The sequence below is a fragment of the Streptomyces sp. NPDC044044 genome, from assembly GCF_056434405.1.
Genome location: NZ_JBWKFG010000003.1, coordinates 18,089 through 31,997, shown reverse-complemented (window position 1 = coordinate 31,997; position 13,909 = coordinate 18,089). Strand labels below are relative to the sequence as shown.

Sequence of the window (13,909 nt, the reverse complement as noted above, 5' to 3'; positions counted from 1 at the left end):
GCGGCCAAAAACCGAGCAGGTCAGACAGGCTTTGAGAGCCCGTCTGACCTGGTCGGAGGCGTATGTTCCAGAGGAAGCCGCGGAGGCTAGTTCTTCTGGATCTGGTCGAAGCTGAGCTCGACCGGGGTCTCGCGGCCGAAGATCTCGACGAGACCCTTGACCTTCTTCGAGTCTGCGTTGATCTCGTTGATCGTCGCCTGCAGCGTCGCGAACGGACCGTCGGTGACGGTGACCGAGTCGCCCACCTCGAAGTCCAGGACCTGGACCTCGACCTTGCGGGACGGAGCCGGCTTGCCCTCGGCCTCGGCGGCCTCGCGGGCTGCCTTCTCCTCGGCCTCAGGGGCGAGCATCTTGACGATCTCGTCCAGGGTCAGCGGGTACGGGTCGTAGGCGTTGCCCACGAAGCCGGTGACGCCGGGGGTGTTGCGGACGACGCCCCAGGACTCGTTCGTCAGGTCCATGCGCACCAGGACGTATCCGGGGAGCTTGTTCTGACGGACGGTCTTGCGCTCGCCGTTCTTGATCTGCGCGACCTCTTCCTGCGGCACCTCGGCCTGGAAGATGAAGTCCTCGACGTTCAGCGAGACGGCACGCTGCTCGAGGTTGGTCTTCACGCGGTTCTCGTAACCGGCGTACGTGTGGATGACGTACCACTCGCCGGGGAGGGTGCGGAGCTCTTCGCGCAGGGCCACGATCGGGTCGACCGGCTCGGCCTCCTCCTCGTCCTCTGCGGACTCGGCGGCCTCGTCGTCCTCTTCAGACTCGGCGTCCTCTTCGGACTCGTCCTCGGCGACGGCCTCGCCGTCCTCGTCGGACTCACCGGCTGCTTCGTCGCCGGCCTCGGCGTCGTCGGCGGCCTCGGCGTCGGTCTCGACGTGCAGCGCGGACTCTTCGGCGGGTGCGCCCGCGGCGGCGTCAGCAGCCTCGGCCTGGTCCGGGTCCTCGGCGTCCGACGCCTCGACGATGTCGAGCTGGTCCTCCACGGACTCCGCCGACTCGATGGCGTCGTTCAGGTTCGGGTCAGACACGGTGGCTGCTTCTTCCTGGATACAGAGGGGTGGAACGCGCGAAACGGGCGCCGGGTACGGCGCCCTTCGCTCTCGGCTCAGCCATCGGCTCAGCCGAAGACGTACTTGACGGCCTGGTTGAACCCATAGTCAATCACGGTCACAAGGCCGATCATGATGACGACGAAGACAATCACCACGGTGGTGTACGTCGTGAGCTGACTGCGAGTCGGCCAGACGACCTTGCGGAGTTCCGCGACGATCTGGCGGTAGAAGAGCGCGAGACGGCCGAAGGGGCCCTTCTTGCCGCGCTTGCCGCCCTTACGGGCCTTCTTCTTGGACTCCGGCGCCTCGTCCTGGGCATCAGGCATGTCGATGGAGCCCACGGCGTCCGTCACTCGTCCTCACCTGATTCCGGGTCGTGGCCGTGCCGCGCCCGGTATGAGCCGCACGGCGGTGCAATGCAGTACGTACATGCGCACACATCCGAGAGGAGTGTGTAGCAGGGCCGGAGGGACTTGAACCCCCAACCGCTGGTTTTGGAGACCAGTGCTCTACCAATTGAGCTACGACCCTTTGATTTCCCCCAACCTACCGCATCCGCCCGAGTGCACAGAGTGCGGTGAGAGGGCGCGGCCGGTGAGGGCCAACGAGCAGTGAGTGTACGTGCTTCACGGCCCTCCGTCGAACAGAATCGGTTCCGGTCGTCCCCGGAAAACACCGAAACCCGTGTGCCGGGGGCGTTTGGGGTCTGGAACGATGGGGTGATGAGCGCCTCCACTTCTCCCACCGAGCGCCGGGTATCCGCCCGCATCGGCGCGATCTCCGAGTCCGCGACCCTCGCCGTCGACGCCAAGGCGAAGGCCCTCAAGGCCGCCGGGCGGCCGGTGATCGGTTTCGGCGCGGGTGAGCCCGACTTCCCGACGCCCGACTACATCGTCGAAGCCGCCGTCGAGGCCTGCAAGAACCCGAAGTACCACCGCTACACCCCGGCCGGCGGGCTCCCCGAGCTCAAGGCCGCGATCGCCGCGAAGACGCTGCGCGACTCGGGCTACGAGGTCGACGCCTCGCAGGTCCTGGTGACCAACGGCGGCAAGCAGGCGATCTACCAGGCGTTCGCCGCGATCCTCGACCCGGGCGACGAGGTCATCGTCCCGGCTCCTTACTGGACGACGTACCCGGAGTCGATCCGTCTCGCGGGCGGCGTGCCGGTCGAGGTCGTCGCCGACGAGACCACGGGCTACCGCGTCTCGGTGGAGCAGCTGGAGGCCGCTCGCACGGAGCGCACGAAGGTCGTCCTCTTCGTGTCGCCGTCCAACCCGACGGGTGCCGTCTACAGCGAGGCCGATGCCGAGGCGATCGGCCGCTGGGCCGTCGAGCACGGCCTGTGGGTCCTGACGGACGAGATCTACGAACACCTCGTCTACGGAGACGCGAAGTTCACCTCGCTCCCCGCGATCCTGCCCGAGCTGCGCGACAAGTGCATCGTGGTCAACGGAGTGGCCAAGACGTACGCGATGACCGGCTGGCGCGTGGGGTGGATCGTGGGCCCCAAGGACGTGGTGAAGGCCGCGACGAACCTCCAGTCGCACGCCACGTCGAACGTCTCCAACGTCGCGCAGGTCGCGGCCATCGCGGCCGTCTCCGGCGACCTGGCCGCCGTCGACAAGATGCGCGAGGCCTTCGACCGGCGCCGCAAGACCATCGTGCGGATGCTGAACGACATCGACGGCGTGCTCTGCCCCGAGCCGGAGGGCGCCTTCTACGCCTACCCGTCGGTGAAGGGCCTCATCGGCAAGGAGATCCGCGGCAAGCGCCCGCAGGACTCCGTGGAGCTCGCCGCGCTGATCCTGGAGGAGGCCGAGGTCGCGGTCGTTCCTGGCGAGGCCTTCGGGACACCGGGTTACCTGCGCCTTTCGTACGCCCTGGGTGACGAGGACCTCGTCGAGGGCGTCTCGCGGATCCAGAAGCTCCTGGCCGAGGCCCGCGACTGACGTATCGAGCGAGTTTTCGCGCTCCACGCGCGCGTGCGGGCCGTCTCCCTTCTCCGGGGAGGCGGCCCGTTTCTTCGTTCGGGGATGTGCACGAAGGGGAAAGTGGCTACCGGGAGGCCATGTGCGTGCGGCAAGATCCTTGAATGGAGCGTGTACGTGACGTAAGAGAGCTGCCGAAGGCCCATCTGCATCTGCACTTCACCGGGTCGATGCGGCCCACGACCCTGCTGGAGCTGGCCGACAAGTACGGGGTGCGGCTGCCCCCGGCGCTGACCGGCGGTGAGCCTCCGCAGCTGCGGGCGACCGATGAGCGCGGGTGGTTCCGCTTCCAGCGGCTCTACGACATGGCGCGGTCCTGCCTGCGGGAGCCCGAGGACATCCAGCGCCTGGTGCGGGAGGCCGCCGAGGAGGATCTGCGGGACGGGTCGGGGTGGCTGGAGATCCAGGTCGACCCGACGTCGTACGCACCCCGGCTCGGTGGGCTCATCCCGGCCCTGGAAATCATCCTGGACGCCGTCGAGAGCGCCTCGCGGGACACCGGCCTCGGAATGCGCGTGCTCGTCGCCGCGAACCGCATGAAGCACCCCCTGGACGCCCGCACGCTGGCCCGGCTCGCCGTGCGGTACGCCGACCGCGGCATCGTCGGCTTCGGGCTCTCGAACGACGAACGCCGGGGCTTCGCACGGGACTTCGACCGGGCCTTCGCGATCGCGCGGGACGGCGGCCTGCTCGCGGCCCCGCACGGCGGCGAGCTCAGCGGGCCCGCCTCGGTGCGCGACTGCCTCGACGACCTGCACGCGGGGCGGATCGGGCACGGGGTGCGGGCGGCCGAGGACCCGCGGCTCCTGAAGCGGCTCGCCGACCGGGGTGTGACCTGCGAGGTGTGCCCGGCGTCCAACGTGGCGCTGGGGGTCTACGAGAAGCCCGAGGACGTGCCGCTGCGGACCTTGTACGACGCCGGGGTGCCGATGGCGCTCGGGGCCGACGACCCGCTGCTCTTCGGGTCACGGCTCGCCGCGCAGTACGAGATCGCGCGCAAGCACCACGCCTTCGACGACGGTGACCTGGCCGAGCTCGCCCGGCAGTCGGTGCGCGGCTCGGCCGCCCCGGTCGACGTACAGGAGAAGCTCCTGTCGGGGATCGAGGAGTGGCTCAGCGGCTGATGCCCGCGAGGAGGGTGCGGGCGAGGGCGACGGCGAACTCGTCGACGGGCTGCGGGGGCTGCTTGCCGACCGTGGCGTCGTAGGCGAAGGCGCGCTGCGCGCAGGCGCCCAGGAGGAGCGAGGCGGCCGCGAAGGTGTCGGCTCCGGGGGCGATGCGGCCTGCGTCGCGTTCGATGCGGAGGTAGGCGTCGAGGGCCTCGATGGGCATGTGCGGGCCCGTGCCCATCTCCTGCATGGACTCCTCGTGGCGGCGCTTGAGCTTGGTCTCGGCGTACAGGGACGCGGCGATCGGGAAGCTCTGGGCGTAGAAGTGGCTGGCCAGGCGGGCGATCTCGGCGAGATTCTCCTCCACGGAGCGCTCCCCCGGGTCCTCGGCGAGGCGGCGCAGGAGCGGGCCGAGGCGCGGCAGCCGCTCCTGGAGGACGGCCACGAACAGCTCCTCCTTGCTCGCGAAGTGCTTGTAGAGCGCGGCTTCGGAGCAGCCCGCCGCCTTGGCGATCTCCTTGGTGGTGGCACGGGCGAGGCCGATGGTGCGCATGAGGTCGTGGGCCGCGTCGAGGATGCGGGCCCGGGTGGGTTTCTGCTGCATGTGCCGTCCAACCAACCTTGACGCAGGGGTGAGTGGATACTCACTCTAGGGGTGAGTGAATACTTACCCACCTGGGGAGGGTGCGCAATGAAGCTCACGGTGTTCGGTGCGACCGGCGGTGTCGGCGGGGAGATCGTCCGGCAGGCGCTCACGGCGGGCCACGCGGTCACGGCCGTCGTGCGCGACCCCGCGCGGCTGAGTACGAGGGGACAGGCCCTGGAGGTGGTCCGGGCCGATCTGACCGACCCGGAGTCCCTGCGGGCCGCGGTGGCCGGGCGTGACGCGGTCCTGTCGGGGCTCGGTGCGCGCAAGAAGGCGGACGCGGGGATCACGACCGCGCTCACGCGCTCGGTGGTGCACGCGATGGAGGCCGAGGGGGTACGCAGGCTCGTGGTGGTGAGCGCGGCGCCGGTCGGCCCTCCGGCCGAGCGTCAGCCGGCGGTCGACCGGATCACGGTGGCCTTGGTCAGCAGGATCCTGAAGCCCGTGTACGACGACCTGCGGGCCATGGAGGCCGGCCTTGCGAGCAGCGCGACGGACTGGACGTCCGTGCGCCCGCCGAGGCTGCAGGACAAGCCGGTGACGGGCGTCTACCGCAAGGTCGTCGGGGGCACCCCGGCCAGCGGCCGGTTCATCGGGAGGGCCGATGTGGCGCACGCGATGCTGTCGGTGATCGACGACCTGTCGACGGTGAAGCAGGGCGTGGGCGTCGCCTACTAGCGGCCCGAAGGGCGTCGCCTGCTGGCGGCCCGAAAGCGTCAGAGGCTGACGCCCACCGTCACCGGCTCGTTGACCAGCGTGACCCCGAAGGCGTCCCGCACCCCGGCGACGACCTCACGGGCGAGGGCCAGCAGGTCCTCCGTGGTCGCGCCGCCGCGGTTGGTGAGCGCGAGGGTGTGCTTGGTGGAGATGCGGGCCCGGCCCTCTCCGTAGCCCTTGGTGAAGCCCGCCTTGTCGATGAGCCAGGCGGCGGAGGTCTTCACGCGGCCGTCGTCCGTCGGGAAGGCGGGGGGCGCCACGTCCGGGCCGAGACGGTCCGCCACGCGCGCGTGGAAGGCGGCGAACTCGTCCTCCGTGAGGATCGGGTTGGTGAAGAAGGACCCGGCCGACCAGCTGTCGTGGTCCTCGGGGTCGAGCACCATGCCCTTGCCCGCCCGCAGCTTCAGGACGGTCTCGCGGGCGACGGCCGCCGGGACCCGGTCGCCCGCGTTCACGCCGAGGGCGCGGGCCGTCTCCGGGTACTTGAGGGGGGCGCTCATCCCCTGGGCGTCCTCGAGCTCGAAGCGGACGCGCAGCACCACGAAGCGGTCGGGGTCGGCCTTGAAACGGCTGTGGCGGTACGAGAAGTCGCACTCGGCGTTCGTGACGGAGACCGTCTCGTGCGTCTTCCTGTCGTACGCGATCACTTCGGTGATGGTCGACGAGACCTCCTGGCCGTACGCCCCCACGTTCTGGATCGGCGTCGCACCCGCGGAGCCGGGGATCCCGGCGAGGCACTCGATGCCCGCGAGACCGGCGTCCACGACGCGGGCCACCGCGTCGGTCCACACCTCACCGGCGGCCAACTCCAGCTTCGTCCCGTCGAGTTCGAAGCCCTTCGTGGCGATGCGCAGTGCGGTGCCGTCGAAGCCCTTGTCTCCGATGACGAGGTTCGAGCCGCCGCCGATGAGCAGCAGCGGGGTCCCGGATTCGTCGGCTTCGCGGACGGCGGTGATCACCTCGGCGTCGGTCGTCGCGGTGATCAGACGGGCCGCGGGACCGCCGAGCCGGAAGGTGGTCAGCGGGGCGAGGGGGGCATCGTGGAGTTCCTGCACGTGCTCAAGGGTACGGTCCGTGGCCCCGCCGCTCGGGCGGGGCCACGGACCGTGGGGGCGAGAGGGGCGGAACCGGTTCAGACGCCGGCGCGGGTGCGCGCCTCGGTCTCGGCCGCTGCCGGTACGGCACCGGCCTGCTGCTCGGTCACGGTCCGCCCCGGGAGCAGCGCGGCCGCCACCGCGCCCACACCGACCAGCGCGGCGCCGACCCAGAGCGCGGGCGCGAGGCCGTCCACGAAGTGCTGGGCGGGGCCGTAGCCGCCCTGGGCGGAGAAGACCGAGGCGAGGATCGCGATGCCGAGGGCGCCGCCGACCTCCCGCAGGGCGTTGTTGGCGCCGGACGCGATGCCCTGCTCGGACGGGCGGACGCTGGACATCGCCAGGTTCGCGGCGGGGGCGAAGTACAGGGCCATGCCGATCCCGCTGATGATCAGGGCGGGCAGCTGGGCGGCGTACGACACTCCGGGTTCCACGATGACCGCGAACCAGGCGAGGCCGACGGCCTGGAGCGCGAGGCCCGCGGTGACGACGGGGCGGCCGCCGAACCGGTCGGCGAGATAGGCCGCGACGGGAGAGACGATCATCGGCATGCCGGTCCAGGGGAGCATCCGCAGGCCCGCCTCGGTGGGCGAGTAGCCGAGGACGGTCTGCAGGAACTGGCTGAGCAGGAAGATCGCGCCGAACATCCCGACGAACATCATCATGGTCGCGGTGTTGATCGCGGTGAACGCACGGCTGCGGAAGAGCCGCATCGGCAGCATCGGGTTCTCGCTGCGGATGCCGTGGCGCACGAAGAGCGCCAGGAGCACGCCGCCGCCGATCAGACCGATGAGGACGGTCGCACTGGTCCAGCCGTCGATGTTGCCGCGGATCAGCGCGTACACGATGCCGAAGAGCCCGCCGCTGGCCAGCACGGTGCCGGTGACGTCGAGCGGTGCGCCCGTGCCGTACGACTCCGAGAGGCGCAGCCGGGCGAGCGGCAGCACGGCGAGGCCGAGCGGGACGTTCAGCCAGAAGATCCACTGCCAGGACACGTGTTCGGTGAGGCTGCCGCCGATGAGCGGGCCGCTGGCCACCGCGAGACCGTTGACCGCGCCCCATATCCCGTACACCATCCCGCGCTTGGCCACCGGAACGGCCGCCGTCAGCAGGGTCAGCGTCAGCGGCATCATGATCGCGGCGCCGACGCCCTGGACCGCGCGGGCGGCGACGAGCGCCTCGATGCCGGGCGCGAGGGCCGCGGCGGCGGAGGCTCCGGTGAAGATCGCGAGGCCGACGACGAAGAGCTTGCGGCGCCCGAAGCGGTCGCCCAGGGCCGCGCCGAACATCAGCAGCACGGCGAACGTGAGGGTGTAGGCGCTCACCGTCCATTCGAGGTCGTGCAGCGCTCCCCCGAAGTCCTCGCGGATCGCGGGCAGGGCGGTGGTGACGACGAGATTGTCGAGGGCCGCCATGAATCCGGCGACGCTGGTGATGGCGAGGGTCCAGGCCGCTTCCCCGCGCCGTGCTGTCTGCTGTGACATTGCTTTCCCCTGTGGTTAGTTATTGATGACTAACTTTCGTGGGCGCAAAAAGACGCACCCCTCTGACCCGCACGGCTCACTTCGTGGGCTGCGACTTCTCGGGCTGCGACTTCTCGGGCTGCGGCGAATCGCAGAGACCGGCCCACACCCGGTGTTCGGGCTTGAACCCCATCGACACCAGGACGTTGATCAGCATCCCGTCGGCGAGGAACTGCGTCGCTTCGCCGACGTCCGACCCCAGCGCGAGGCGGACCGTGTCGTACATCTCCATCCAGCCGGCTCGCAGCGCCTCGCCGAACTCCCGGTCACCGGACGCCTCCGCGGAGGCCACGGCGACGTACATCTGCATCTGCATGAGCAGCATGTCGGGGTCGTCGGCGATGAGAGCCTGATAGGCCTCGCCCATGGCTTGCAGGGCCTCATCCCCCGCAAGGCCCTCGGACGACTTCCTGAAGACCTCGGTGACCTCCCGGCAGCAGCGCGTGGACGCGGCGAGGAAGATCGCCTGCTTCCCCGGGAAGAGGCGGAAGAGATACGGCTGCGAGACGCCCACCCGCTTGGCGATCACCTCGGTGGACGTGCCGTTGTAGCCACCGCGGGCGAACTCGATCATCGCCGCGCGGATGACGCTCTCGCGTCGCTCCTCTGCGCTCATCCTGACCATGCAACAAAATTAGTGGCCAATCACTACCAACGTCAAGAGACCCGCGACGAAGGGGTGGCGAGCGCGAAGGCGAAGAGGTGGCGAGCACGTGGGCGCAGGGGTAGCGAGCGCGCAGGCGAAGAGGTGGCGAGCGCGCACAAGAAGAGGCACGAGTAAGGGGCACCCGCCCATGGCGGATGCCCCTTACTCACTTCCTGCGCGCGAAGGTCAGGCGAGCTGGACCACGGCGCGGGACATGCCAAGGACCTTCTGGTCCCCGCTCATCGCCACCAGGTCCACCCGGACCCGGTTGTCGTCGAGCTTCACGGCGACCTTGGCACTGACCTCGATCAGCGCCCCCTTGTCGTCGTTCGGGACCACGACAGGCTTGGTGAAGCGCACGCCGTACTCGACGACGGCGGCCGGGTCGCCGACCCAGTCCGTCACCACGCGGATCGCCTCGGCCATGGTGAACATGCCGTGCGCGATGACGTCGGGAAGGCCGACCTCCACCGCGAACTTCTCGTTCCAGTGGATCGGGTTGAAGTCACCGGAGGCGCCCGCGTACCGCACCAGCGTGGCGCGCGTCACAGGAAAACTCTGGGGCGTCAGCTCGGTGCCGACCTCGACGCTGTCGTACGAAATCTTGGCGGTCATCGACTCACGCTCCCTCTGCCGCGGGCTCCGCCGCACGCGCGACGAGCTTGGTCCAGGCGGTGACGACGTGCTCGCCCGCCTCGTCGTGGACCTCACCGCGGATGTCCAGGATGTCGTTGCCCGCCAGCGACTTGATGGCCTCGATGGTCGAGGTGACCGTGAGCCGGTCCCCCGCACGCACCGGGCGGGTGTACGCGAACTTCTGGTCGCCGTGCACGACGCGGCTGTAGTCGAGCCCCAGCTGCGGGTCCTCGATGACCAGGCCCGCGGCCTTGAACGAGATGGCGAACACAAAAGTCGGCGGGGCGATCACATCGGGGTGCCCGAACGCCTTGGCGGCCTCCGCGTCGGTGTACGCGGGGTTGGCGTCGCCCACCGCCTCGGCGAACTCACGGATCTTCTCCCGGCCGACCTCATAGGGATCGGTGGGCGGGTAGGACCGCCCCACGAAGGACTGGTCGAGCGCCATGGACTCGGTACCTCCTGCAGGTATGGGTAAACGACGCGAGGCCGCCCCCAGAAATCGGGGACGGCCTCGTGTACGAGCCTGTATCTAGCGCGTTTCGCGGTGCGCAGTGTGCGCGTTGCAGCGCGGGCAGTGCTTCTTCATCTCAAGACGGTCCGGGTCGTTACGCCGGTTCTTCTTGGTGATGTAGTTCCGCTCCTTGCACTCCACGCAGGCCAGCGTGATCTTCGGGCGGACGTCTGTGGCAGCCACGTGAGTGCTCCTTGACGGACGGATGGACGGATGAACGCAAAAAAAGAGTAGCCGATCGAAGGTCCGACCCCACAATCGGCTACCAATTGAGTAGCGGTGACCGGACTTGAACCGGTGACACAGCGATTATGAGCCGCTTGCTCTACCGACTGAGCTACACCGCTGCGATGCCGGATCCCCTCGCCCGAGGGCGAGGATCACTCGACATCAGAGCCCCAATACGGAATCGAACCGTAGACCTTCTCCTTACCATGGAGACGCTCTACCGACTGAGCTATTGGGGCGAGCGATGAAGACATTACACGGTTGGTCGCCGATCGCCCAAATCCGTTTCGCCGGGGCTGTCCAGGGGCATCTCGGCAGGCGTCCCGGGCGCCTCACCACGTCACTTCGGTGCCACGCGCCACACCGGTTCGGCCCCTCCCGCCACACCGGTTCGACCCCTCCCGCCACTCCCGTTCAGAGCCCCGCACCACACCTCTCCGAAGGCCCGCACCACGCCGGTACGACTATTTCGCTCCTCCTCGAAGAGGGCCGGTCGTCGCCCTAGGCTCGACCCACGCTGCGTGATCTTGGACGCCTTGGTTCCGGACACTTCGGTGCCGGACGACGCCACGCCCCGCAGCCGCCCCCGAACCTCAGGAGCGCGATGCCCGACAGCCAGCCGCAGCCCCACTCCTCCGGCTCCTCAGGCTCTTCCGGCTCCTCAGGTGATGACGCCGACGCCTCCGCGCTGCTCCTGAGCGGCGCCCGGCTGACCGACGGCAGGACCGTGGACGTGCGGCTCGGCTCCGGGCGCATCGAAGCGGTCGGCACGGCGGGCAGCCTGACGGCCAACGCCTCGCGCGTGGACCTCAGCGGCTATCTCCTGCTGCCGGCCGCCGCCGAACCGCACGCACACAGCGACACGGCGCTCTCCGCCGACGCCGAGGGCCCCGTCTCGTACGAACTCGCCGATGTCCAGCGCCGGACCACAGAGTCCGCCCTGCTCCAGCTCGGGCACGGCGCGACGGCGCTGCGCTCGCACGTGCGGATCGGTGACGTCCCGGGGCTCACGTCGATGGAGGCGGTGCTCCAGGCGCGGCGTTCGCTGCGCGGCCTGGTCGACCTGACGACGGTGGCGGTGCCGCGCCTGCTGACCGGGGCCGCCGGCGCCGACGGGCTCGCGATGCTGCGGGACGCGGTGAAGATGGGCGCCTCCGTGGTGGGCGGCTGCCCCGACCTGGACCCCGATCCGACCGGGTACGTGGAGGCGGTGCTCGAAGTCGCCGCCGAGCACGGCTGCCCCGTCGACCTGCACACGGACGGCAGCGATCCGGCGCGGCTCGGGCGGCTCGCCGCGATGGCGGGCGGGCTGCGGCCGGGGGTGACGATCGGGCCGTGCGGCGGGCTCGGGCGGCTGCCGTCGGACGTGGCCGCGCGGACCGCGGAACAGCTGGCGGCGGCCGGAGTGACGGTGGTGTGCCTGCCGCAGGGCGGGTGCGGAAGCGTGGACCGGCGGGGCGCCGTGGCGCCGGTCCGGCTGCTGCGGGCGGCCGGGGTGCGGGTGGCCGCGGGCAGCGGGGCCATGCGGGACGTGTCGAACCCCGTGGGGCGCGGGGATCCGCTGGAGGCCGCCTATCTGCTGGCCTCGCGGTGCGGGCTGCGCCCCGAGGACGCGTACGGCGCGGTGAGCTCGGCGGCGCGGGCCGCGATGGGGCTTCCCCAGGTGCGGGTGGAGGCGGGCTTCCCCGCCGAACTGCTCGCGGTGCGCGGCGACCATCTCGCGGGGGCGCTCTCGCTCGCGTACAGCCGCATTGTGGTGCACCGGGGGCGCGTGGTGGCACGGACGAGCGCGGTGCGGGAGTACTGCGATTCGGCTGCCGCCGTGGCGCTCGACCTGCCACGGCAGGGTCGCTCGCAGAAGGGCGGCCCTGGGCGGTCGAAGGGCGCGGAACCGTCGTGAGGGCGGGCTCGAAGAAGGGCTTGAGGGCGGGCGGCGGCTCCTGACGCGCCCCCGCGTGCGCGGGGCGATCTTGCGGGGGCTGCCGTACGGTCGGAGGCATGCGCATTGTCATCGCTGGAGGTCATGGTCAGATCGCGCTGCGGCTCGAGCGGTTGCTCGCCGCGCGGGGTGACGAGGTCGTCGGGCTCGTCCGCAGAAGCGGGCAGGAAGCCGATCTGCGGGACGCGGGTGCCGAAGCCGCGCTGTGCGACCTGGAGTCGGCGTCCGTCGACGAGGTCGCCGGGCTTCTGGAGGGCGCGGACGCGGCCGTCTTCGCCGCGGGCGCGGGGCCCGGCAGCGGGGCCGACCGCAAGAACACCGTGGACCGCGACGCCGCCGTGCTCTTCGCGGACGCCGCGGAGCGCGCCGGAGTGCGGCGCTATGTGGTCGTGTCGTCGATGGGCGCGGATCCCGCGCACCAGGGCGACGAGATCTTCGACGCCTATCTGCGGGCCAAGGGCGAGGCCGACGCGTCCGTACGCGGCCGCAAGGCCCTGGACTGGACGATCCTGCGCCCCGGCATGCTGACGGACGACGCGGGCACCGGACTCGTGCGCCTGGAGGCCTCGACCGGACGCGGGCCGATCCCGCGTGACGACGTGGCCGCGGTGCTCGCGGAACTCGTCGACTCGTCGGCGACGGCCGGCCTGACGCTGGAGCTGGTCAGCGGCTCCACACCGGTGTCCGTGGCGGTCAAGTCCGTTGCGGGGAACTGAAGTCCGTACGGCGAAGTCGGCCTCCTGAGGGATGTCCCGCGCGCGGGGCGGTGCTTGGCTGTAAGCACCGCCTACGTGAGGAACACCATGCCCGCCGCCGATGTGCCCGCCGCGCACGAAGCTCTGCTGCGGCAGATGTACGCCGTCTTCAGTACCGAAGAGCGCGACGCGTTCATCCCCCGCTCCCTGGCACCCGACGTGGACTGGCCGAACCTCCTGGACAACACGCGCGCCCGCGGGATCCCGGCTGTCCGCGCCTACTGGGCACGGCAGTTCGCGGTGATGCACCCCCTGGTGCATCTGGAGCGGCTGCGGCTCGACGACGACGGACGGCGGGTCGTGGCGACCGTGCGGCCAGGGCTGCGGGACGGGACGGGCGACCACTGGGCACCGACGACGGTCGAGCACGTCTACACGTTCCGCGACGACGGCCTGGTGAGCCGGATGGACGTACGGCAGCCGTAGCCCGCCCCACGGATGCCCCATCGCTGCCCCACAGATGCCCTATCGCAGCCCCATCGCTGCCCCAGAACGCCCTGGAGGGCCCCGAGAGCGCCTCAGAACAGCGGGAGCTGGCCGGGGAAGTCCGGGACCGTGTAGCCGTCCAGAGCGGGCTGTGCGGCGCCCAGCAGGGCCTGCCTGCGCGAGCCCGGACAGGAGACGAGGTCGCCGCTGCCGCGCTGGCCCGGCGGATCGTGACGGGCGAACCGGCCACCGACGACGGCGATTTCCCGGCGGCACTCGGGACAGTTCCTGCGGCGCGATGAGGACGGCATGGACGACATGGCCTCAGCGTACGAAAAGACCCCCTCCGACTCGCGTTTCCGCAAGACCGGAGAGGGTCTCCTTCGTGTGGCGGCGCCAGGATTCGAACCTGGGAAGGCTGAGCCGGCAGATTTACAGTCTGCTCCCTTTGGCCGCTCGGGCACACCGCCTGGGTCGCTGCCTGGAATCGTTCGCTTTGCGCGGCGCTCCGTGGCAACGACGTAAACGATACCTGATGCACAGGGGTGCTTCGCCACCCGATTGATCAGTACCCGGCGCGGGGGCGGTGGCTAGGCTTTGCGGATGCGGCCAGGGACCGAAGGCCGTGCACCAGCT

General features: G+C 70.3%; 16 protein-coding genes and 4 tRNA genes. 6 read left to right on the top strand and 14 right to left on the bottom strand.

What is annotated here, in order from left to right; translation table 11 throughout:
- Positions 1-86: 86 nt before the first annotated feature.
- From nusG to AC07AG_RS11030, 3 genes are all read right to left on the bottom strand, one after another.
- Positions 87-1,028, bottom strand: a complete 942-nt coding sequence (gene nusG / locus AC07AG_RS11040) for a transcription termination/antitermination protein NusG (protein WP_478754057.1) — start codon at positions 1,026-1,028, stop codon at positions 87-89.
- Positions 1,029-1,117: 89 nt separating this feature from the next.
- Positions 1,118-1,405, bottom strand: a complete 288-nt coding sequence (gene secE, locus AC07AG_RS11035) for a preprotein translocase subunit SecE (protein WP_190084400.1) — start codon at positions 1,403-1,405, stop codon at positions 1,118-1,120.
- Between the two features lie 105 nt (positions 1,406-1,510).
- Positions 1,511-1,583: transfer RNA gene (locus AC07AG_RS11030), tRNA-Trp, on the bottom strand.
- Between the two features lie 191 nt (positions 1,584-1,774).
- Between AC07AG_RS11030 and AC07AG_RS11025 the strand changes: the two genes are divergently transcribed.
- Both AC07AG_RS11025 and AC07AG_RS11020 read left to right on the top strand, forming a co-directional pair.
- Positions 1,775-3,001 carry a pyridoxal phosphate-dependent aminotransferase gene (locus AC07AG_RS11025; protein ID WP_478754055.1) on the top strand — a complete coding sequence of 409 codons (1,227 nt, stop codon included), beginning with the start codon at positions 1,775-1,777 and terminating at the stop codon, positions 2,999-3,001.
- Positions 3,002-3,144: 143 nt separating this feature from the next.
- Positions 3,145-4,164 carry an adenosine deaminase gene (locus AC07AG_RS11020; protein WP_478754053.1) on the top strand — a complete coding sequence of 340 codons (1,020 nt, stop codon included), beginning with the start codon at positions 3,145-3,147 and terminating at the stop codon, positions 4,162-4,164.
- On the opposite strand, the gene AC07AG_RS11015 is transcribed toward AC07AG_RS11020, so the two are convergent.
- A complete protein-coding gene (locus AC07AG_RS11015; RefSeq protein ID WP_478754051.1) occupies positions 4,154-4,753 on the bottom strand; it encodes a TetR/AcrR family transcriptional regulator in 600 nt (199 codons plus the stop codon). The genes AC07AG_RS11020 and AC07AG_RS11015 overlap by 11 nt on opposite strands.
- An 87-nt stretch (positions 4,754-4,840) precedes the next feature.
- Here AC07AG_RS11015 and AC07AG_RS11010 point away from each other — a divergent pair, with 87 nt between their 5' ends.
- Positions 4,841-5,473: an NAD(P)-dependent oxidoreductase gene (locus tag AC07AG_RS11010; protein ID WP_478754049.1), complete on the top strand. Its 633-nt coding sequence runs from the start codon at positions 4,841-4,843 to the stop codon at positions 5,471-5,473.
- Between the two features lie 38 nt (positions 5,474-5,511).
- Here the strand turns inward: AC07AG_RS11010 and AC07AG_RS11005 are convergent, their stop codons facing one another.
- From AC07AG_RS11005 to AC07AG_RS10970, 8 genes are all read right to left on the bottom strand, one after another.
- Positions 5,512-6,648 carry a UDP-N-acetylmuramate dehydrogenase gene (locus AC07AG_RS11005; protein ID WP_478755499.1) on the bottom strand — a complete coding sequence of 379 codons (1,137 nt, stop codon included), beginning with the start codon at positions 6,646-6,648 and terminating at the stop codon, positions 5,512-5,514.
- Positions 6,645-8,090, bottom strand: a complete 1,446-nt coding sequence (locus AC07AG_RS11000; protein ID WP_478754047.1) for a DHA2 family efflux MFS transporter permease subunit — start codon at positions 8,088-8,090, stop codon at positions 6,645-6,647. Before AC07AG_RS11000 ends, AC07AG_RS11005 begins: the two co-directional genes overlap by 4 nt.
- A gap of 76 nt (positions 8,091-8,166) precedes the next feature.
- Positions 8,167-8,754 carry a TetR/AcrR family transcriptional regulator gene (locus AC07AG_RS10995; RefSeq protein WP_478754046.1) on the bottom strand — a complete coding sequence of 196 codons (588 nt, stop codon included), beginning with the start codon at positions 8,752-8,754 and terminating at the stop codon, positions 8,167-8,169.
- 207 nt (positions 8,755-8,961) lie between these two features.
- A complete protein-coding gene (locus AC07AG_RS10990; protein WP_478754044.1) occupies positions 8,962-9,390 on the bottom strand; it encodes a MaoC family dehydratase in 429 nt (142 codons plus the stop codon).
- A 4-nt stretch (positions 9,391-9,394) separates the two neighbouring features.
- Entirely contained in the window at positions 9,395-9,859 is a 465-nt protein-coding gene (locus tag AC07AG_RS10985; protein ID WP_478754042.1) for an FAS1-like dehydratase domain-containing protein, read from the bottom strand.
- 84 nt (positions 9,860-9,943) lie between these two features.
- A complete protein-coding gene (gene rpmG / locus AC07AG_RS10980; RefSeq protein WP_004571794.1) occupies positions 9,944-10,108 on the bottom strand; it encodes a 50S ribosomal protein L33 in 165 nt (54 codons plus the stop codon).
- 91 nt (positions 10,109-10,199) lie between these two features.
- A tRNA-Met gene (locus AC07AG_RS10975) sits at positions 10,200-10,272 on the bottom strand.
- A 47-nt stretch (positions 10,273-10,319) separates the two neighbouring features.
- Positions 10,320-10,392 (bottom strand) — tRNA-Thr (locus AC07AG_RS10970).
- 365 nt (positions 10,393-10,757) lie between these two features.
- Between AC07AG_RS10970 and AC07AG_RS10965 the strand changes: the two genes are divergently transcribed.
- From AC07AG_RS10965 to AC07AG_RS10955, 3 genes are all read left to right on the top strand, one after another.
- On the top strand, positions 10,758-12,053 hold the full coding sequence (locus AC07AG_RS10965) for an amidohydrolase family protein (RefSeq protein WP_478754040.1): 1,296 nt from the start codon (positions 10,758-10,760) through the stop codon (positions 12,051-12,053).
- Positions 12,054-12,151: 98 nt separating this feature from the next.
- Positions 12,152-12,808: an SDR family oxidoreductase gene (locus AC07AG_RS10960; RefSeq protein ID WP_478754038.1), complete on the top strand. Its 657-nt coding sequence runs from the start codon at positions 12,152-12,154 to the stop codon at positions 12,806-12,808.
- Positions 12,809-12,895: 87 nt separating this feature from the next.
- Entirely contained in the window at positions 12,896-13,273 is a 378-nt protein-coding gene (locus AC07AG_RS10955) for a nuclear transport factor 2 family protein (protein WP_478754036.1), read from the top strand.
- Positions 13,274-13,365: 92 nt separating this feature from the next.
- Here the strand turns inward: AC07AG_RS10955 and AC07AG_RS10950 are convergent, their stop codons facing one another.
- Positions 13,366-13,584, bottom strand: a complete 219-nt coding sequence (locus AC07AG_RS10950; RefSeq protein ID WP_478755497.1) for a hypothetical protein — start codon at positions 13,582-13,584, stop codon at positions 13,366-13,368.
- Positions 13,585-13,661: 77 nt separating this feature from the next.
- Positions 13,662-13,743, bottom strand: a tRNA-Tyr gene (locus AC07AG_RS10945).
- Between the last annotated feature and the right edge of the window lie 166 nt (positions 13,744-13,909).